The 21,387-nt window shown below is 45.5% G+C and carries 16 protein-coding genes; 7 read left to right on the top strand and 9 right to left on the bottom strand.

Translation table 11 applies throughout. The annotated features are described in order from the left end of the window. The first annotated feature begins 102 nt into the window (after positions 1-102). Positions 103-654 carry a gamma-glutamylcyclotransferase family protein gene (locus tag VA249_RS11140; RefSeq protein WP_128810301.1) on the top strand — a complete coding sequence of 184 codons (552 nt, stop codon included), beginning with the start codon at positions 103-105 and terminating at the stop codon, positions 652-654. Between the two features lie 185 nt (positions 655-839). Then, positions 840-1,838 (top strand): substrate-binding domain-containing protein, encoded by a 999-nt coding sequence (locus VA249_RS11145; RefSeq protein WP_221068028.1) that lies wholly within the window; start codon positions 840-842, stop codon positions 1,836-1,838. 156 nt (positions 1,839-1,994) lie between these two features. On the opposite strand, the gene galM is transcribed toward VA249_RS11145, so the two are convergent. The 4 genes from galM to galE all read right to left on the bottom strand — a co-directional run bounded on the left by galM (position 1,995) and on the right by galE (position 6,608). Then, positions 1,995-3,053, bottom strand: a complete 1,059-nt coding sequence (galM, locus tag VA249_RS11150) for a galactose-1-epimerase (protein ID WP_221068029.1) — start codon at positions 3,051-3,053, stop codon at positions 1,995-1,997. 52 nt (positions 3,054-3,105) lie between these two features. Next, a complete protein-coding gene (galK, locus tag VA249_RS11155; protein WP_221068030.1) occupies positions 3,106-4,266 on the bottom strand; it encodes a galactokinase in 1,161 nt (386 codons plus the stop codon). A 111-nt stretch (positions 4,267-4,377) separates the two neighbouring features. Beyond that, a complete protein-coding gene (locus tag VA249_RS11160) occupies positions 4,378-5,430 on the bottom strand; it encodes a UDP-glucose--hexose-1-phosphate uridylyltransferase (protein WP_009707482.1) in 1,053 nt (350 codons plus the stop codon). A 167-nt stretch (positions 5,431-5,597) separates the two neighbouring features. Continuing rightward, positions 5,598-6,608 carry a UDP-glucose 4-epimerase GalE gene (gene galE, locus VA249_RS11165; protein ID WP_039986204.1) on the bottom strand — a complete coding sequence of 337 codons (1,011 nt, stop codon included), beginning with the start codon at positions 6,606-6,608 and terminating at the stop codon, positions 5,598-5,600. Between the two features lie 405 nt (positions 6,609-7,013). Between galE and ebgR the strand changes: the two genes are divergently transcribed. After that, a complete protein-coding gene (gene ebgR / locus VA249_RS11170; RefSeq protein WP_221068031.1) occupies positions 7,014-8,018 on the top strand; it encodes a transcriptional regulator EbgR in 1,005 nt (334 codons plus the stop codon). Between the two features lie 203 nt (positions 8,019-8,221). Here ebgR and VA249_RS11175 read toward each other — a convergent pair whose 3' ends face one another. After that, complete coding sequence (locus VA249_RS11175) at positions 8,222-9,139, bottom strand: LysR family transcriptional regulator (RefSeq protein ID WP_221068032.1); 918 nt, start codon at positions 9,137-9,139, stop codon at positions 8,222-8,224. A 114-nt stretch (positions 9,140-9,253) separates the two neighbouring features. Between VA249_RS11175 and chrA the strand changes: the two genes are divergently transcribed. Further along, the gene (gene chrA / locus VA249_RS11180; protein WP_221068033.1) at positions 9,254-10,393 is read left to right on the top strand and encodes a chromate efflux transporter; all 1,140 of its coding nucleotides are present in this window, start codon (positions 9,254-9,256) and stop codon (positions 10,391-10,393) included. A gap of 249 nt (positions 10,394-10,642) precedes the next feature. Then, positions 10,643-12,334 carry an AMP-binding protein gene (locus VA249_RS11185; protein WP_221068034.1) on the top strand — a complete coding sequence of 564 codons (1,692 nt, stop codon included), beginning with the start codon at positions 10,643-10,645 and terminating at the stop codon, positions 12,332-12,334. A gap of 161 nt (positions 12,335-12,495) precedes the next feature. On the opposite strand, the gene fusA is transcribed toward VA249_RS11185, so the two are convergent. Both fusA and radA read right to left on the bottom strand, forming a co-directional pair. Next, the gene (gene fusA / locus VA249_RS11190) at positions 12,496-14,583 is read right to left on the bottom strand and encodes an elongation factor G (protein WP_211916060.1); all 2,088 of its coding nucleotides are present in this window, start codon (positions 14,581-14,583) and stop codon (positions 12,496-12,498) included. 202 nt (positions 14,584-14,785) lie between these two features. Then, the gene (gene radA / locus VA249_RS11195; RefSeq protein WP_221068035.1) at positions 14,786-16,165 is read right to left on the bottom strand and encodes a DNA repair protein RadA; all 1,380 of its coding nucleotides are present in this window, start codon (positions 16,163-16,165) and stop codon (positions 14,786-14,788) included. A 149-nt stretch (positions 16,166-16,314) separates the two neighbouring features. On the opposite strand from radA, the gene VA249_RS11200 reads away from it, so the two are divergent. Continuing rightward, positions 16,315-18,663 carry a PilZ domain-containing protein gene (locus VA249_RS11200; protein ID WP_221068036.1) on the top strand — a complete coding sequence of 783 codons (2,349 nt, stop codon included), beginning with the start codon at positions 16,315-16,317 and terminating at the stop codon, positions 18,661-18,663. Between the two features lie 92 nt (positions 18,664-18,755). Here the strand turns inward: VA249_RS11200 and serB are convergent, their stop codons facing one another. After that, positions 18,756-19,736 carry a phosphoserine phosphatase gene (serB, locus tag VA249_RS11205; RefSeq protein ID WP_221068037.1) on the bottom strand — a complete coding sequence of 327 codons (981 nt, stop codon included), beginning with the start codon at positions 19,734-19,736 and terminating at the stop codon, positions 18,756-18,758. Positions 19,737-19,826: 90 nt separating this feature from the next. Between serB and VA249_RS11210 the strand changes: the two genes are divergently transcribed. Next, the gene (locus tag VA249_RS11210; RefSeq protein ID WP_211916057.1) at positions 19,827-20,432 is read left to right on the top strand and encodes a YtjB family periplasmic protein; all 606 of its coding nucleotides are present in this window, start codon (positions 19,827-19,829) and stop codon (positions 20,430-20,432) included. A gap of 93 nt (positions 20,433-20,525) precedes the next feature. On the opposite strand, the gene deoD is transcribed toward VA249_RS11210, so the two are convergent. Further along, positions 20,526-21,245 (bottom strand): purine-nucleoside phosphorylase, encoded by a 720-nt coding sequence (deoD, locus tag VA249_RS11215; RefSeq protein WP_128810288.1) that lies wholly within the window; start codon positions 21,243-21,245, stop codon positions 20,526-20,528. Between the last annotated feature and the right edge of the window lie 142 nt (positions 21,246-21,387).

Here is a 21,387-nt window from a genome sequence, read left to right on the forward strand (position 1 = left end):
ATTCATTCTTTTCCAAATGGGCGGGTGAGTAAAGTTGCCGGGTAAATTGGTTTTGGGTATAACTGAATGCATCAGATTCGTCGAAACATAGGAAACAATGAGATGTATATTTTCGGCTATGGCAGCTTAATAAACTCTGCCTCTCGCCAATTAACCGGGCAAACTGGTGAAGCCATTCCCGTCATCGCTCATGGTCTGGTGCGCTACTGGGGTAAAATCGACGATAGCTATATTTTGTCACCTTTGGTGGTCAATGAAGGTGACGGGCAAGTCAATGGCGTGCTACTTGAGGTCAATGATGAAGCACTGGCTGAATTTGACCGTCGTGAGCGTGGTTACCATCGTATTCAAATACGTCCGGAACAGATAGACGCCAGCATCGCATTTGATTCTGATCTTCCTATCTGGGTTTATGTAAAAAACGATCCACAACCACCCTGCTCACTTAGCCCAATCATGCAAAGTTACGTCGATACCGTGATGGCTGGGTGCTTAGATGTTTCTCATGCCTTTGCAGAGCACTTCGTTCGCCACACTGTTGGTTGGCATCACACAAAAGAGAATGATCGCCACCAGCCTAAATACGGCAATCTTGCTGGCGTACAGGATCACCATTATGAACTGATAGACAAATTTATTGTTCTGTATTCATAGCGTTAGAATCAAAACAACATTACAAATAAAAGCCATAAAGAGATAACGTTTACATTAAAATAAAGCTAATAATTACAAGTATTAACCACCAGCTATAGAAAACAAAATTACACATCAAATTGCACTTATTACACAATAGGTGTTTAATACTCTGGTCAATACTTTTAGCCTACGAAAGGTCCCTCATGGCAACAATCAAGGATGTCGCGAAAGAAGCTGGTGTATCGGTCGCGACCGTCTCTCGCGTGATCAATAAATCACCGAAAGCAAGCCAATCTTCTATCGATGCAGTGACGCAAGCAATGAGCAAACTGGGCTACCGTCCTAATGCCGCAGCACGTGCGCTAGTTAACCAAAGTACCAATACGATGGGCGTACTTGTCGGTGATGTCTCCGATCCGTTCTTCGGCACTTTGGTGAAGTCCGTTGACAACGTGGCTCGAGAGAACGGCAAGCATATTTTGATCGGTAATGGCTACCACAACCCAGAAGATGAGCGCCAAGCGTTGGAGCTTTTGATCAACAGTCGCTGTGAAGCGATTGTGATTCACTCTAAAGGCTTGTCTGATGATGAGCTCATCGGGTACGCCAAAGAAGTGAAAGGGATGGTGCTCATCAACCGAAACATTCCAGAACTTGCGGAGCGTTGTATCTCTCTCGATAACCGCAAAGGTGCGTACCTAGCAACAGAATATTTGATTCGTCATGGCCATACCAAGATCGCTTGTATCGCGTCATCGCATGACATCGAAGATACCGACGAGCGTTTACAAGGTTACCAAGCGGCACTGAAAGATCACAATATCGAGCTATCAAAAAGCTATGTCGAATATGGCGAGCCAAACAGTGACGGCGGCGAAACAGCCATGACCAATCTGCTGACCAAATCACTGCCGATAACCGGGGTAGTCGCTTACAATGATTACATGGCGGCGGGGGCTCTGGCGGCGTTAGACCAAAACGGCATCGACGTGCCGGAAAAAGTGTCCATGGTTGGCTTCGACGATGGCTTAATTGCTCGCTTCGTCAATCCAAGTTTGACCACGATTCGTTACCCAATCGAAATGATGGCAGAGCGAGCCGCTCGTTTGGCCTTGGCGTTATCACGTGATGAACAAGTGGAAGATGACACTATCATCTTTAGTCCGACTTTGGTTCGTCGTAACTCGGTGGATCGTCATTAAGGTATTGTTCTAATCAAATCCCTGACAGACCAGAAAGAAAAAGCTCTGCCACCAAAGTGACAGAGCTTTTTTACTTTATCGCAACTGGTGAGCATTTGACCTACTGCAAGCTCAAAGCCTACCGCAACCCAAAAGCTCAAAAATTACGCTATTTACTCAAAAAGCAAACTGATAAGTGGTGCAGAAGCGGTACTCTTGTTCAGGCTCAAGAATACAGCTTGGCTGCGCCCACTCAGCATGGTTTGGCGAATCTGGTAAAAACTGCGTTTCTAACGCCAGACCCGCGTAATCGTTATATTCACCGCCACATCGATTTGGTGCGCCAGCTAGCCAATTGCCCGTGTACAATTGCATTGCAGGCTTGTTTGTCACCACTGACAGGTGCACTTTTTCATCAGGAGAAACCACCAACGCAACCGGTTTTGAAACATCACGATGAGCATCAAATAGGTAGCTATGGTCATACCCTTTGGCGGCAATCTGCTGTTCATCTTGTAAGAAGTGTTCTGAAACTGGTTTTTCACTTCTAAAGTCAAATCCAGTGCCTTTCACATCTTGCAATTCACCAAGCGGAATGCCAACGTCAGTGGTTGGTAAGTATTGACTTGCGTAGATCGTCAAGCGATGAGAGCGACAGTCTAAGTCTGCTTCTGCGCCTAACAAATTAAAGTAAGCATGGTTAGTCAGATTCACCGGCGTTGCTTTATCTGTTTTAGCGAAATACGCAATGCTGACGTGATTATCGTCAGTCAGTGTGTACGTCACTTGCACTTGAAGATTCCCTGGGAAGCCTTGGTCGCCATCTTCAGACAATAAAGAGAATGTCACTTGCTGATTCGAGTGAGACTCAATCTTCCAACGACGTTTATCAAAGCCCTCTTTTCCGCCGTGTAGACTATTTTCCGCTTGGTTAGTTGAAACCTGAAAGACTTCACCATTCACCTCAAAAAGACCATTGGCGATGCGGTTTGCATAGCGACCAACCGTTACTCCCATGTAACACGGTTGCTCTATGAAACTCCTCATAGTCCCCACTCCGAGAAGCACTTCTCGCAACTCCCCGCACGCCAAAGGTAAACGACAACTCAGCCATGTCGCGCCAATATCCATAAAGGTAACGCTCATGCCTGTGTTATTTTTCAGTTCGACCACGTTGGCAGGCACGCCATCAAAGGCGGCCTGCTGTGTCATGGTGATAGCTAATGGCTCAGTCATCTCTCGCTCCTACTGCGTCTTAAAGCACTTTGAACTTAAAGCAATTTTGCACTTAAAGTACTTCGACTAAACCAGCGCCGTTTTTCGCTTGGCACACGTAGATGGATTCTTTTAGACCCGTTGCTGCTTGGTACTTCGCTTCTACCGTTGCTTTCACTTCGTCAACTAATGCTGGCGGTACAATTGCAACGATACAACCACCAAAACCACCGCCCGTCATGCGCACGCCACCTTGCTCACCAATCACTTCTTTCACCATCTCAACTAACGTATCGATTTCTTTAACTGTGATTTCGAAATCATCACGCATAGAAGCATGAGACTCAGCCATCAGTTCACCCATACGCTTCATGTCGTGCGCGCGAAGTGCTTGCGCCGCTTCTACCGTGCGGTCGTTTTCTGTGATGACGTGACGAGCACGTTTTGCGACCATTTCGTCTAGCTCAGAGACTTTCTCGTTGAACTGTTCAATGGTCACATCACGCAATGCTTTCACACCGAAAATACGTGCAGCTTCTTCACACTGCTCACGGCGCGTGTTGTATTCGCTGTCTACCAAGCCACGTTTTTTGTTTGAGTTGATGATCACCACCGCCATGTCTTCCGGCATTGATACCGCTTCAGTTTCTAGGCTACGACAATCCAATAGCATCGCGTGGTTTTCACGACCTTCTGCCGAAATCATTTGGTCCATAATACCGCAGTTACAACCAACGAATTCGTTCTCTGCTTGTTGGCCGTTTAGCGCAATTTCCGCTTGGCTGATTTCTAGATTGAACAGCACTTTGAATGTTTGACCAATCACGACTTCCAACGCTGCAGACGAGCTTAAACCCGCACCTTGAGGCACGTTACCGCTAACAGAAATATCCGCACCAGAGAATTGGTAGCCACTAGCAAGAAGACACTTCACTACACCGCGAATGTAGTTCGCCCACATTTTGTCTTGCTGGAATGTGATTTCTTGCGTGATGTCGAATTCATCAACGGCATTGCCGTAATCCACAGAAACTACGCGTACTAAGTTGTCTTCACGCTTCGCTGCCGCCACAACAGTTTGGTAGTTGATCGCACATGGCAGTACAAAACCATCGTTGTAATCAGTGTGCTCACCAATCAGGTTTACACGACCAGGGGCTTGAATAATGTGGCTTGGCGCGTAACCCAGCACTTGTTCAAAAGAAGTTTTCACATTTTGGATTAGATCAGACATAGGGACGTTCTCTTAAATTATAAATTTGGTATTGGGATAGCGCGTTGAGCCTAACTTTCTATCTGTAAAGTCGCGCTATCCCGTTATTCGTTATCAATCTACTTTGAGGCGTTATTGCTCTTTGTAATGCACATCGCTTAGGTCACGCAGACGCTGTGCCGCTTGTTCTGCGGTTAGGTCGCGTTGGCTTTCTGCCAACATTTCATAACCAACCATGAACTTACGAACCGTTGCACTACGTAGCAGTGGCGGGTAGAACAATGCATGCAGTTGCCAATGGTCAATATCGGTACCTTCTTCAAAGAACGGCGCGTAATGCCAGCCCATTGAGTAAGGGAAAGAGCATTGGAATAGGTTGTCGTAACGGCTGGTTAGCTTTTTGATTGCAACCGCAAGGTCATCACGTTGCTCATCGGTTAGCTCACTCATTCGACGAATGTGCGTTTTAGGAAGTAGCATGGTTTCGAATGGCCACGCCGCCCAGTAAGGAACAACAGCAACCCAGTGTTCGGTCTCAACCACGGTGCGTGAACCATCTTTAAGTTCAGCTTGCACGTAATCCACCAGCAAGTTGCTGCCATGCTCTTGGTAGTAAGCTTTTAAGTTGTGTTCTTTGCGCTCGATTTCGTTTGGCAAAAAGCTGTTTGCCCAGATTTGACCGTGTGGGTGAGGCTGAGAACAACCCATGGTCTCACCTTTGTTCTCGAATGCTTGAACCCAAACGTAGTCTTTACCCAACTCTTCGATTTGATCATTCCACGTGTCAATCACGCCACGGATTTTGTCGACCGGTAGCTCAGGCAAAGTTTTGCTGTGATCAGGCGAGAAACAGATCACTCGGCTCAACCCGCGTACACCTTGAGTTTTGAACAGTGGGTTGTCTGACTCAGGCGCATCTGGAGAGTCCACCATCAGTGCTGCGAAGTCATTTTGGAACACGTACGTGCCTTGGTAGTCTGGGTTTACATCACCAGAAATACGCTCGTTGGTCGGGCAAAGGAAACACTTCTCGTCGTAGCTTGGTAGCTCATCAATCGCAGGTTTCTCATCAGCGCCACTCCAAGGGCGTTTTGCACGATGCGGTGACACCAAAATCCACTGACCCGTTAGAGGGTTGTAACGACGGTGTGGGTGATCCACTGGGTTAAATTCAACATTCGACATCTTACTTACTCAACTTTTTCGCTTTTGGTGTCAGAACCAAAATTCATCAATCTGCTTGCTAGAGATTCCCTACTCCGCTCGTCCCTCGCTCTAGGGAATGACAAAGTTCATAGCTCAACGTTGTCATTCCAGAATCGAGGCATGAGATGTCTGGAATCTCTAATTCTTTAGTAACCTTGCGGGTTATTTGACTGCCACTTCCACGTATCAGCCGTCATTTCAGCAACACTGCGCGTCGCTTTCCAGCCAAGGTCTCGCTCCGCTTTATCTGTACTTGCCCAGCATTCTGCAATGTCACCTGGACGACGAGGACAAAGTTCGTAAGGCACTGGGTTACCACAAGCCGCTGCGAACGCTTCTACCATCTCAAGCACGCTAGAGCCTTTGCCCGTACCTAGGTTGTAAATGTGCAAACCGGCTTTTTCACCTACCGATTTCAGCGCTGCGATATGGCCGTCAGCCAAATCCATCACGTGGATGTAATCACGCACGCCTGTGCCATCCGGCGTTGGGTAGTCATTGCCAAATACCGACAGTTTTTCGCGGCGGCCTACTGCCACTTGCGCGATAAACGGCATCAAGTTGTTCGGGATGCCCTGAGGGTCTTCACCCATGGTGCCCGATGGATGCGCACCAACTGGGTTGAAGTAGCGCAGCAAAGTCACGCTCCAGTCGTTTTCTGCGTTGAACAAATCGCTCAAGCACTCTTCCACCATGTACTTGCTGCGACCGTATGGGTTAGTGGTCGCCCCCGTTGGAGAGTCTTCCGTAATCGGCACAATGTCAGGATCGCCGTAAACCGTTGCCGATGAGCTAAATACAATGCTTTTCACGCCCGCTTTACGCATGCTGCGCGCCAACACCAATGAGCCATTCACATTGTTGTCGTAGTATTCCAATGGTTTCGCGACAGATTCGCCCACCGCTTTCAGGCCAGCAAAGTGAATCACAGCTTGAATGTCATGCTTGGCAAATACTGAGTCCAAAAAGGCTTCATCGCGAATGTCACCTTGGTAGAAAGCCGGCTGCTTACCGGTTAGCGCTTCAATGCGGCTTAACACTTCCACTTTGGCATTACACAAGTTGTCGACAATGATTGGCTCCATACCTGCTTCAATCATCTGTACACATGTGTGACTGCCGATGTATCCCATACCGCCTGTGACAAGAACTTTCACTTCTGCTTCTCCACTGTTGCTGCCGATGCTCAGTTAGACGCTAATGGTTAGCTGAGCCTAATTAACCAACTATTAGCGACACCGTCCATTTCTTAACTGCCTAGAAGTCTACCAATCAAATCCGGTTTAAATCCGTGATCAAACTCAAATAGTGTAAACGTTTCCACAAAATCACAAAATAGCGCGCTAAATGGCAAAGTTTCAGTTAAAGTAAAGACGAGATAAATGAACATACCCAAGTAACCTCAAGATGCTTGGGTATAAAGCTCTCACTATCCAAAACTTAGTTGTAATTTAATGAAATATGCTGTTTTACTAAAAGTTTATTTTGCTTTAAGCCGCGGGTTACAATTACTAACCCATTAATCTTAAAAGGATGGTGAATTTTGTTTTCGGGAAGAGTAAATGGCAACGTTAAAAGATATTGCTACTGAAGCGGGCGTCTCACTTGCAACCGTATCACGCGTGTTGAATGACGACCCAACGTTAAGCGTTAAAGAAGAAACCAAACGCCGCATTTTAGATATTGCTGAAAAACTTGAGTACCGTACTGGCAGCTCAAAAAAAAGCACCAAAGAGGCGAAACAAAAACACCACTTCTTAGCCTTGTATAACTATAAGCAAGATGCTGAAGTGAATGACCCATACTACTTATCAATTCGACACGGGATCGAAGCTCAATGTGACAAGTTAGGCATAACACTCACCAATTGCTACCACAGTGAGATTGATGTCGAAACGCAAAAGATTACTGGCGTTCTTTTAGTTGGAAAAACGGATGACAGCACCATCAGCAAATTACCAAAGCGTCTTGCTGACAGCATTTGCTATATAGACTTCTCCGATGATGATAGCACCTACGACTGCGTTGATGTCGACCTTTATCATATCAGTAAGCAAGTAATCGAATTTTATCTTCAGCAAGGCTATGGACGGATTGGTTTTATCGGTGGTCAACGTGAGAGTGGCACACCAGACATGCGTGAAAACGCATTTGTGGAATACGGCAAACTAAAAGGTGTGGTAGCTGAAACCGATGTTTATCGTGGAGACTTATCCAGTTTATCAGGTTACAACCTAACAAAAGAAATGCTTGCCAAAGGTGATTTCCCAAAAGCGCTATTCATTGCTTCTGATCCAATAGCGATTGGCGTGTTGCGAGCTATTCATGAATTTGGGTTAAACATTCCAAAAGATATTGCGTTGATCAGCCTCAATGACATTCCAACAGCATGTTTTACGTTCCCTCCTCTTTCTACGGTCCGTATTCACTCTGAAATGATGGGCGCACAGGGCGTGAACTTGTTGATCGAAAAGTATCGAGACAAAAGAGAAACTCCACTCAAAGTTTACGTGCCAAGTAAATTAAAACTGCGAGGCACAACCAAGCCATCGTCAGAATTCGAATAGACTTTTTCTATTAAGCACTGAAATTTCAGTGCTTTTTATTTTTCCTTTCAAGTGGTCACTTTCGTGTTTTACTTGCGTTTTTTACTTCAATAAAGACGAAGTTGTTGACCATCTCTCTCATTCCACATCCTTGATATAACAATCGACTACACCAAAGTTAAACGTTTTCACAGCTAAGTTTAGGGAATCATTTTCTATATAAGCTAGTTGGACGTAACAATTTCTGCGACTAATTCCCGTAGCCACAATCCTTTATCTTCATTATTTCGACTGGTATGCCACAGCATCGCAATATCAAAATCAGCGACAGCAATAGGCGGCTTCACGGTCACTAAATCGTCAGAAAAACCATCCGACAACGCCATTTTCTCTGGAACAATCGCGATCAGTTCACGCTGTTTGAGTAAATTTCGAATAGTAAGAAAATTGCGCGAGGCAACCGTCACTTTACGACTCAATCCATACTCGGCGAGCTTTTTGTCGACCTGAGTACTTAAACTACCATCAGGACTGACCAAGGCCTGCTCAATGTTAGCAAAAGCGTGAATCGACAATTCACACTCACCTTTTAAAACACGTTTATCACACAAGCACACGTGTTTTTCGGTATAGAGATACTGACTCTCAAAGTTGTCATCGAGCACGGGCATACTACCAATTATCACGTCGAGTTTATCGTTCTCAGTAATCGCAATGTAGTTGCTTCGATTGACATTAATAAAGCTGATCTGCGCTTCTGGTGCGCGCTGTCGGATGGCATCGTATAGCTTAGGAGCAAAGATAAATTCAGCGTAATCGGTCAAACCGATACGACAAACACCTGAATAGTTCTCGGGTTGAAAAACCGATTTAGTCAGTAAATCTTTAGCAATCGAGTCCAGTAAATGGTGTACGGTTGGCGCGATGTGATGTGCGTGCTCCGTTGGCTCCATTTTGTGGCCTTTTCGCTCAAACAATGGGTCGTCAAACAACCCCCTCAAACGCTGTAAACTGTGGCTCATAGCCGACTGGCTAACGAAGCTTTTTTCTGCTGCCAGACTCACACTGCGATGACGATAAAGATAAGAAAAGGTCACTAACAGATTTAGATCGATATTACGCCACTGGATATCATCTTTCATAGAATAGCCACCATCCCATTTCATTCATAGATGAAATTAAAACTATTAATTTGAATCATCTTAGTACATTTTTTACATTAGAGGCAGTCTTATTGGAGATTTAACAGGCTCAACATGTTTACCATTTTTAAAACTTTTTTTTGGCTTGGTTGGATCAGTTTCGGTGGCCCTGCAGCGCACATCGGTTACTTCCGCCAAACGTTCGTTGAAAAACTCAAATGGATTGATGACAGCGAATACGCACAAATCGTGGCATTAAGTCAGTTCCTACCCGGTCCAGGTTCTAGCCAAGTCGGCTTTGCTCTGGGTTATAAACGCGGTGGCTTAGGCGGCGCATGCATGGCGTTTCTGGGCTTCACCCTACCATCTGTCATCATCATGTTGGCGCTTGCGATGGTAAGCAGCCAGATCACCGATACTGCATTGTTCCAAAACATCGTTCACGGTTTGAAATTGCTTGCGGTCGTGGTTGTGGCTGATGCGACTTGGGGGATGTACAAAAACTTCTGTCAAAGCAAGCTAACAGCCGGCTTATGTGTGGCAACCGCGATTGCGTTATTGGTAGCGCCAAGCATCATGACTCAAATGCTCGTACTGGTTGTAGCAGGCTTAATTGGTACGCAGTATTTAAAGAAAGAATCGGCAGCACCTGCCGAACCTTTTAAACCAACTATTGCACCATTGGCACTGTTCGCGGTACTTCTGATTGGTTTACCGTTTGTGGCTCATTCCCTGCCAATGCTTGGGCTATTTAGCGACTTCTTCCAAGCCGGTAGTTTGGTGTTTGGTGGTGGTCACGTCGTACTTCCGCTACTGCAAAACATTGTTGGCGATCAACTAAGTCAAGATGCATTCCTAACTGGTTATGCGGCTGCGCAAGCCGTTCCTGGTCCTATGTTTACGTTTGCGACTTACATCGGTTATGAACTGTCTGATACACCTATCTTAGGCGCGTTGGTTGCAACATTAGGCGTCTTCTTACCAGGCTTCCTGTTGCTACTGGGCGTGCTAAAAAACTGGCAAGCTTTAGCTGGTAAACCTGCAGTATCAGGGGCAATTAGCGGTGTCAACGCATCGGTGGTTGGATTGCTACTGGCAGCGCTTTACCAACCCGTATTTAGCAGTGCGGTTATCGCTCCTATTGATATCGCACTCGTCATCTCTGGCTTCTATTTACATAAGAAACTTAACCTATCTGTATTGTGGATGATCGTGTTCTTTGTGGCGGCAGGCATCATCACTGGCATGATTTAAACTCTTCTAAGCGCATGCACAATAATCGCATGCGCTTTCCCTCTTATACATTGTCCACAATACACGCCTCTAATGCTCAGCGATGAATATTCTTGCATCTCCCCTTGATAGCAATTATTTGCATCCCGAACACTATCTTCTCCACAGAATTCATCAAAATCCATTCCCGTCGAATGAGTTAACATGCTAAGGTTAACAATATATTAACAACTATAAAGCCACACGAGAGAAGACATGGAGTCATCTACAATGAATCAGCCTAATCTAGAAAATCCTGCTGGTTGCGCTCTCCCGCCACCGAACGAAATGATCCTTAAATGGGCAGAGGAACGTCCAAATGAGGTTTACCTAAAGCAAATCATCAATCGCCAATTCGTAGAATTTACGTTTGCAGAAGTGGCAGACCAAGCGCTTCGACTGGTCAGTGCTCTACGTAATTTAGGTGCACAACCCGGTGACAAGGTTGCGTTGGTATCTAAAAACTGTGCCGAGTGGTTTATTTGCGATTTAGCGATGATGCTCGGGGATTACGTCAGCGTGCCGATCTTCCCAACCGCTGGTGCCGATACGATCGAATACTGCCTCACCCATAGCGAAAGTAAAATCATCATTGGGGGTAAACTCGATGATCCTAAGGCGACGCAGCAAGTCATTGACGCCTTACCAGACGTCATCAGTATTGCATTGCCTTATGACACTGCGCCAAACTGCCAATATCAGTTCAAACAGCTGATTGCTAATGCCGAGCCAAGTACTGAACGCCCACAGCACTACGACGATAAATTGATGTCTCTCGTTTATACATCAGGCACTTCAGGCTTACCAAAAGGCGCAATGCTTACTTATGGTGCATTCAACTGGTCTGTACAACAGCTCATCAATCACATTGGTATTCAAGAAAATGACCGATTGTTTTCTTATCTGCCATTGGCCCACATCACTGAGCGTGTTTACATTTTCGGTTCATCGATTCGAGGTGGTGTTATGACAGCATTTCCGGAATCACTCGATACCTTTATTGAAGATGTCAAAATGCATCGCCCAACCCTGTTTATCTCGGTTCCACGTTTATGGACACTATTCCAGCAACGAATTCAAGATAAGTTACCGCAGAAGAAACTGAACATTTTGCTCAAAATCCCATTTGTAAATACGCTAATTAAGAAGAAATTGGCCGATGGACTTGGTTTGGATCAAGCGCGAGTCCTAGGTTGTGGTTCAGCTCCAGTCTCACCTGCTTTGCTCGAATGGTACCGAAGTGTCGGCCTAAATATTACTGAAGCATGGGGAATGACCGAATCTTTTGCCTATAGCACCATTAATTATCCATTCAGAGCCGACAAGATTGGCTCCGTTGGTAATGCTGGCCCTGGCATCGAACTCAAGATTGCCGAAGATGAAGAGATCATGGTTCGCAGCAAGGGGCTCTTTTCTGGTTACTACAAAAATGACATTGCGACACAAGAGTCATTTGATTCCGACGGTTGGCTGCATACTGGTGATATCGGCGCAATTGACGCTGATGGCTACTTAACCATCCAAGGTCGTAAAAAAGACACCTTTAAAACCGCCAAAGGCAAATTTGTTGCGCCAGTACCTATCGAGAAAAAGCTTTTCGAATACAGCCGCGTTGAAATGATGTGTTTGATTGGTTTAGGCTTACCTGCGCCGATCCTTTTGGTGGTTCCGCATGATTTCCCTCACTTTGATAAAGAGCGCTATGCTCGTACAACCCGCAAAGTCATTTCAAGAATGAACCAGGAGTTAGAGTCTCATGAGCAGATCAAAGGGGTATTGATGATCCAAGATCCTTGGAGCATCGAAAATGGTATTTTGACCCCTACCCTGAAGATCAAACGCCACGTCCTAGAGCAAAAGTATCATGAGATTGGTCATAACTGGCCAAAAGGCGAATTGGTCGTGTGGGAAGAAGATCTTTAATCCACTGTACAGAAACATAATCAACGCTCCTATATTCGGGGCGTTTTTTTATGCGCCATACGCAGTTTCTATATTGGTGCAGTGCGACTCATATTTCGATTTAAGATATGAAAAAGCCCCACACTAGGTGGGGCTTTGATATCTTAGAGTTAACTTAAGAATTACTTCTTAGCGTTACGCTCTTTAACTTCTGCAATCACTTGCTCAGCCACGTTGTTTGGACATGGGTTGTAGTGAGAGAATTCCATAGAGAATTGGCCACGGCCAGAAGTCATAGTACGTAGAGTACCGATGTAACCGAACATTTCTGATAGAGGTACATCACCCTTGATACGTACGCCAGTAGTACCAGCTTGTTGGTCTTTGATCATACCACGACGACGGTTAAGGTCACCGATTACGTCACCAACGTGATCTTCTGGAGTGAACACGTCAACTTTCATGATTGGCTCAAGAAGTTGCGCGCCAGCTTTAGGCATAGACTGACGGAATGCGCCTTTAGCAGCGATTTCGTAAGCGATAGCTGAAGAGTCAACTGCGTGGAAGCCACCGTCGAATAGTTCAACTTCTACGTCTAGAGTTGGGAAGCCAGCTAGAACACCGTGGTCCATCATGCTAGCAAAACCTTTCTCAACTGCAGGCCAGAATTCTTTAGGTACGTTACCACCAACAACTGTTGATTTGAACGTGAAGCCTGAACCTTGCTCCCCTGGGCGGATACGGTAGTCGATCTTACCGAACTGACCAGAACCACCAGACTGTTTCTTATGCGTGTAGCTATCTTCAACTGCTTGAGTGATAGTTTCACGGTAAGCTACCTGTGGAGCACCTACTTCTAGCTCAACGCCGTAAGTACGCTTCAGGATATCAACTTTGATGTCTAGGTGAAGTTCGCCCATACCTTTAAGGATGGTTTCGCCTGAATCTTCGTCAGTTTCAACTTGGAATGATGGATCTTCTGCAACCATTTTACCGATCGCGATACCCATTTTCTCAGAACCGTTCTTATCTTTAGGCTTAACAGCGATAGAGATTACTGGTTCTGGGAAGATCATTGGCTCAAGAGTACATTCGTGCTTAGGATCACATAGAGTGTGACCAGTCTTCACGTTCTTCATACCAACAACTGCGATGATGTCACCAGCTTGTGCTGAATCGATCTCGTTACGCTCGTTCGCGTGCATCTCAACCATACGGCCGATACGCTCAGTTTTACCAGTAGCTGAGTTAAGGATCGTGTCACCTTTCTTCATCTTACCAGCGTAGATACGGATGAACGTTAGTGCACCGAAGCGGTCGTCCATGATCTTGAACGCAAGCGCTTTTAGTGACTCGTCTGCAGATACAGTTGCAACTTCGCCAGTTGGCTCACCAGTTTCTGGGTTAGTTAGTGGTTGAGGATCTACTTCTGTTGGAGAAGGTAGGTAGTCAACTACTGCGTCAAGAATAAGTTGGATACCTTTGTTCTTGTACGCTGAACCACAGTAAGTTGGGAAGAATGCTAGGTCACGTGTACCTTTACGGATACAACGCTTGATGTCTTCTAGAGATGGCTCTTCGCCGTCCATGTAAGCCATCATTAGGTCATCGTCTTGCTCAACAGCAGTTTCGATTAGCATTTCACGGTATTCAGCAGCTTGGTCTACTAGATCAGCTGGAATATCTTGAACTTCGTAGTTCTCTGGAAGACCTGAGTCATCCCAGATGTAAGCTTTTTGGCTTAGTACGTCAACAACACCACAGAAGTCATCTTCGATACCGATTGGTAGAGTCATAACTAGTGGAGTAGCACCTAGAACGTTTTGTACTTGGTCAACAACTTTGAAGAAGTCAGCACCCATACGGTCTAGTTTGTTAACGAAGATTAGACGAGATACGTGAGACTCGTCCGCGTAACGCCAGTTAGTTTCAGACTGAGGCTCAACACCACCTGAACCACAGAATACACCGATACCACCGTCAAGTACTTTTAGAGAACGGTAAACTTCGATTGTGAAGTCAACGTGTCCAGGAGTATCGATGATGTTTAGGCGGTGATCGTTCCAGAAACAAGTAGTAGCAGCAGACTGGATTGTGATACCACGTTCAGCTTCCTGCTCCATGAAGTCAGTAGTAGTTGAACCGTCGTGAGTGTCACCGATCTTGTGGATTTTACCAGTTAGCTTAAGGATACGCTCTGTAGAGGTAGTTTTACCCGCGTCTACGTGAGCAAAAATACCAATGTTTCTGTATTTTGATAAATCAGTCATTGTCTTACTCTGTTAATAAGGTATAAAGTGCGCGCAGAGTATATCACATTCTGTCAAGACTGATACCCTCGCGTGCGGCTATGGATAAAAAATATTTAGCGGGGGAATCTACCCCAAAACAATAGCCAAGTGTAGTATTTTGCGGTGAAAAATCCCAGTTTTTCGCCATTCAACGATTATGAGTGCCTAACTTAATAGCAACTCACAACTCATCAAACGCTTCTATCGCCTCTGAGAGCTTCTTCACGCCATGAATCTGCATTCCTGAAATGCCACCTTTTGGCATGTTCGCCGCCGGAACTATCGCTTTCTTAAAGCCATGCTTGAAAGCTTCATTCAAACGTTCTTGACCACTTGGTACAGGACGAATCTCTCCCGCTAGGCCAACTTCACCAAAGACCACCACATCTTTTGGTAAAGGACGATCACGAAAACTGGATAATAGCGCCATGACTAATGCAAGGTCTGCACTGGTCTCGGTCACTTTTACGCCACCAACCACATTCACAAACACATCTTGATCGGCCATTTGCAGACCGCCGTGCTTATGCAGTACCGCTAATAATAGTGACAGGCGGTTTTGTTCTAGGCCTACCGCAACTCGGCGAGGGTTCGCTAATTGAGAGTAATCCACCAGCGCCTGAATTTCGACCAGTAGTGGACGAGTCCCCTCCCAAACGACCATGACAGATGAACCCGATGTTTCTTCTTCTCCTCGAGAGAGGAAGATCGCTGATGGGTTACTGACTTCTTTTAAGCCCTGCCCTGTCATTGCAAATACACCCAACTCATTTACCGCACCAAAGCGGTTTTTGTGGCTGCGTAGCGTTCGGAATCGACTGTCTGTTCCACCATCTAATAAAACGGAACAGTCAATGATGTGTTCAAGTACTTTAGGCCCCGCCAACGTACCATCTTTTGTTACGTGACCAACAATAAACACGGCAACGTTATTCTGCTTTGCGTAACGCGTCAAAGCGGTTGCGGACTCACGGACCTGTGCGACACTCCCCGGAGAGGACTGAACGTCAGAAACATGCATAACCTGAATCGAGTCAATGACCATGATGCGTGGTTGTTCTTTCTCTGCTATCTGGCAAATTTTATCGACATTGGTTTCTGACAGCATCTTTAGATGGTCTTTTGGTAAACCCAAACGAGAAGCTCGCATCGCAACTTGCTGGAGTGATTCCTCACCCGTGACATATAACGTTGGCATTTGTGACGATAATAAACACATCGTTTGCAGTAGTAAGGTCGACTTACCTGCACCAGGACTACCACCAATCAAAATGGCCGCTCCTGGGACAACACCGCCGCCAAGTACTCGGTCTAACTCTTTAAAGCCGCTGGTAAACCTAGGCACTTCTTGCAAGTCAATCTCAGACAACGTCTGCACTCTTGATTCGGTTGCAGAACCTGCATAGCCACTTAAGCGCTCATTGCGGGCAACGGTTGGAGACGCAGCAATTCGAACTTCAGTAATCGTGTTCCACGCGCCACACGCATTACATTGTCCCTGCCAACGTGGAAAGTCTGCGCCACAATCATTACAAACATACGCTCGTTTTGCTTTCGCCATGATGCCTCGATTTTAAACACTCAATATTTTCAACAAATGTGACCAAACACTGCTACGCCAGTGCCTACCTAGTGATAACTATTGATATACTCAAGCTTTGCTAGGTTTAGCCGATACAAATTAAATAACGACATACTCTAACAGAAATCATGCAGCAATCTGAAATACTCTCGCTCGCTGAACGACTTATTCCCACTTACGGTGCCGATGACTTCGATTTCGTTCTCAGCCAACTGACAGAAAGCGAACCGCCATCAACAAAGTTACTGGTGAAAATGGAACTCAATCGTGTGATGGCTCCTTGCACCAAAAGCGTCGACCTTCGAGGCCGCGTGAATGGTGAGTGCCGTCAATATCTTTTAGATGGGATATCACACTGGCTAGATGACGTTGCATTTAACGCGTACCATAAAAACCTTGAAAAATATGGCCGTTATACTGAGGGTATGTGGGAGTCGTTGATCAATACCCACAATAGTTTTCGTCTGCTCAGCCAAAACACGCATCAAAAAGAAGCGAAGCCGCTCACCGATCCGGAAAGCCCATTTTTAGCTGAGCCCATCCATTTAGGCTATGACTTAAAACGACAAGAAAAACGCTTAAAAGTACAATCTCAAGTCGAAATTACGCGCCAGAAAGGTCAACTGATCCACGCGCTAAGTATCGATTTGTCTTGTTCTGGGGCAAAATTCAAAGTCCCAAGCGCATTTAAATACAACTTGGGCGAAGTCATCCAAGTCACGTTCACAGAGTTCGCCAGCAAGTCACAGGTTTCCGGCCTTGAGGAGCCTCTCTCCTATCGCGTTCTTGCGGTTGATGACTGCTATGAAAATAATGCGGTCCTCTATCTTAGAACCATCCGACTAACCGAAACTAAAATCATCGAACGAGTGATCGATGAAGCTCTCAATAGCACGGCAAAACGTATCCGACATGATAATCAAGACAAGATTATTCGCGCTCGTACACGTGGCTATGAACATATGGCCCTCAAGCACACCAGCAATCTACCGCTGTTTTTTGAGGGTACTGAATTAAAACTGGCAATGCTCACGCCAAACAACCAACAACTCTGGCAGTACTGGCATGACGAGCGTAACCAACAAGTATTAGGCTCTCTGTTTAATCAGCAAAGAATGTCTGATCTCATTCGCCAAGGCGCAAAAGGGACGACAAACGTCCTTTACTCATTTACGCATGAGCATAATGATAAAACGTATTTCTACTCGATGCTTCGACCAGAAGCCACACGAGAGCAACGTCAATTGTTTTGGCATCTAGGGGCTAAAAGGCCAAGTTGGCGAGCGTTCCGCCTCTCAATCTTCGAGCTTTCTGAGCAAGAAAAAGACGATATTGCCACGCTCTCCGTTGAGTTTAACTGCTGCTCACAATCGCTTTCACATATCGGAATTTTGCAAGAAATCGCGGATAACGAGTCTGCGCAAGATTATTTACTCACTGAGAAACCAAGACTGGCAGCAAATACACTCAACGCATTTCGACACCCACGTAAAATCATTGGTTCACCAAAGGGCATTTACTTCGATGCAAAATCACGAAGAAAAGAGCCTCGCTACCGATTTAAAACGCCACTCGTTTTGAAATCTAACCAAGCAAAATTGGGCGGATATACCAAAGATCTTTCCAAGCGAGGGCTTAACATCCACTTGGATGAGCCCATGTTGCTGCGCGTAGGCGAAGAAGTGCTGATCAATTTTAGAGAACTGCAACTGTACGACAAGCAACTACCTCTTTCTGCAGTGCCATACAAAGTGGTGCGGATCAGTCCTGATGGCCATGATGTGCAACTCATGATCGATGAATACAGTAAAACCATGCGAGTCATTGCTTTCTTTAATCGCATCATTGAACACAATCAAGATAAGTTGTTACCTCAAAAAGAGATATTGCCTACTAACTCACTGCTTGAGCGGTTGCATAGTGTTTTGCTCTCTAGAACATTAACGACTCCGGTGTTTATTACCAAGAGTGCGGTTTCTTCAGTGAAAACCCCAATCATTGGTGTCAACTTCCCGCTACCAAAACACATCGAGTTATACGCACGACTTGGGCACAATCAGCAGTTTTCACTGGATCCTTTATTTAAAGGGCGATCCAGTACTCTCATCGCCGAGCCAATCAAGCGAATCGATGGCGCAAGAGCCAAGCATCAGGATATTTACACACGGGTCTCTAAAGTTGGCGATACGATCACGGAAGTAGAATCAAAGTTACCTCAAGAGTTTGAGAATATAAAAGAGCGCATCAACTATATTAAGAAAGCACGCATGATGGGCGAGTTCTATGCAATACGAGTCTCAACGGCGCCCATTTTTGACCCAATGACTTCAATGCTACAACGAGATTTGAGTGAGTTAATACAACTTGGTGTCCATCAGGCCAGCAAACTCGAAAAAGAGCTAACCGCATTGATTGGGTACTGTGAGTTTGAAGATATTACTGAAGAAGTGGTTGTTAGGTTGGAGTTGACCGATTAACGATTCATCTCAAAAGAATAAGACAATCTAACGCAATAAAAACACCGCCGAACTTGGCGGTGTTTTTCCATCGAAATATTCATTGCTGAATATTATGGCTTCGGTTTCCAGCTAATTTTTTGCTGTTTCACGAGTGCACCAGAAAGAATACACAACACACCACCAAGCCCAGCAAACCGAACCGATGCTTGCGCTTGCGCTTCAACTTTTGCTTTCGCGTGATAAGCAATGCCTAGTCCAGCAGCGGACATCATCACCAAATCATTCGCGCCATCACCCACCGCAACAGTATTGTGCAACTCAATGTCATACTCTTCTGCTAATTCCACCAAAATGTCAGCCTTGGTTTGCGCAGCAACGACATCGCCAAGCACTTCCCCCGTCAATTTGCCATCGACAATTTCCAGTTGGTTGGATTGTGCAAAATCCAGTCCCACTTTGTCTTTAATAAAGTCGGAGAAGTAAGTAAAGCCACCAGAAGCAATCGCCGTCTTCCAACCCAATGCATTGAAGGTTGTAATTAACGCTTCGAAGTCCGGCATTAATGGCAGTTGGCTTCGTACCTGCTCGAGAATCGCTTCATCGGCCCCTTTCAGTTTCCCCACACGTTGGCGGAGACTTTGCTCGAAATCGAGCTCACCTTGCATCGCGCGTTCGGTCACTTTCGCGACTTCTTCACCCACACCAGCAAGTTTGGCGATTTCATCAATGCACTCAATTTGAATTGCCGTAGAGTCCATATCAAACACAATCAGACCCGGTGACGACAAATCCGGAACTTCGTTAAGATCGGCATAATCGACCTCTAACCCCTGAAGAATGGTTTCGTGCTCCGATGTTAAGCTCCCTGCCATCAAAGCAACTTCGTACTGCCCGACTTTCCACATATCTAATATAGGGTTATAACAGCCCGTGAAAAAATCAATATCATCAAAATGACGAGGCGACAGAAGCTCAGCAAACACAATCCAAGTCGCTTTTGACTTATCCAGCTGTGTTGCAAAGCGCGTTTCGGGGAATCGATTTAAAAGTGTGGTATGCCTTTTGATTGGCAAGCTTTTTGGCGCGTCCATGTATATAATCCCTTATGACTTTGCTAAAACGTTACCTTAACAAGCTAAAAAGGCAAGTCTTTGTTTTATTTTGAATGGACGAGTCAACGCATGAGTGAATCCTTGTTCTCCGCTAGGAACGCCCTACGAATTCTAGCGTTAATCCTACTCGGGTTAATGCTGTTCTTTACTATCAAAAACAGTGTCGTGATAAGTAAAGGCAATGAAAAAATTCAAGCGCAGCAACTTGAAACCCTGACAAGAGTACTGATTTCACAAGCCTCTTTGTCAGCCAGTGAAATGATCGTCAACAAAGATCAGGAGCGCCTGCTCGCTTTAACCAATCAGTTGGCTCAAGATAGATTAGTATTCGATGCCACGATTTATAGTGCGCAAGGTGTGCGTTTGGCATCCAGCGAAGAAGCGCTTTCTGTAAGAGAAGTACTAGGGCTTGATACTCCATTAGCTACAGCTTCAATTGGTCGCCAACAATTGGTCGAGCCGGTTTTATCCGATGGCACAATCATTGGGTATGTACGAGTGACCTTTGAAACTGGTCGTGTCACCGCGATTTCTGATCACCACTACCGTAAAAGCGATCGTTACATGTACATGATGGTACTAATGAGTTTTGCGTGTGGTATGTTGTTCATTATGCTTTTGCGTAGAGAGCCCATTCGCCGTAAAAAAGGTGAGAACCTACTTTTGACCAAATAGTAGTGCAATACAGAACTGATTACTTTGTTTCGAATAAAAAACAGCCCGCAAGATGCGGGCTGTTTTATTTAATAAATGCGTTAACGGAGAAGATTACTCTTCATCACCTAGCAGTACAGAGTCAAGTGCAATCAACATCATATCGTTAAACGTGTTTTGGCGCTCTTCTGATGTCGTTTGCTCACCTGTTTTGATGTGGTCAGAAACAGTACAGATAGTCAGAGCTTTCGCGCCGTATTCCGCTGCAACGCCATAGATACCAGCCGCTTCCATTTCAACACCTACAATGCCGTACTTGTCCATCACGTCGAACATTTCTGGATCTGGCGTGTAGAATAGTTCAGCTGAGAATAGGTTACCGACTTTTACGTCTACGCCGCGCGCTTTTGCTGCTTCTTCTGCTGCACGAACCATTTTGTAGTCAGCGATTGCTGCAAAGTCATGACCTTTGAAGCGAATGCGGTTCACTTTAGAGTCTGTACATGCGCCCATACCGATAACAACATCACGTACTTTGATGTCTTCGTTCACAGCGCCACAGCTACCTACACGGATCACTTTCTTCACGCCGAAATCTTTGATCAGTTCAGTCACGTAGATTGAACATGATGGGATACCCATACCATGACCCATTACAGAGATCTTACGGCCTTTGTAAGTACCTGTGTAACCAAACATATTACGAACATCACATACTTGAACAACATCATCTAAGAAAGTTTCAGCGATGTATTTTGCACGTAGCGGGTCGCCTGGCATTAGAACGACGTCTGCGAAAGCACCCATTTCTGCGTTGATATGTGGAGTTGCCATGTTTTATTCCTTAACCTGTCTCTAGCGTTCCCCTCTAATGGAGGAATGGACTAGATTGATATGATTTTGACAAGCAGTATTCCAATACCTATCTAGATAAGTAAATAATCCAATTATTTAGATAGGTTTAGTACTGCGAACA

The organism is Vibrio alfacsensis (genome assembly GCF_019670485.1).
GTDB lineage: Bacteria > Pseudomonadota > Gammaproteobacteria > Enterobacterales > Vibrionaceae > Vibrio > Vibrio alfacsensis.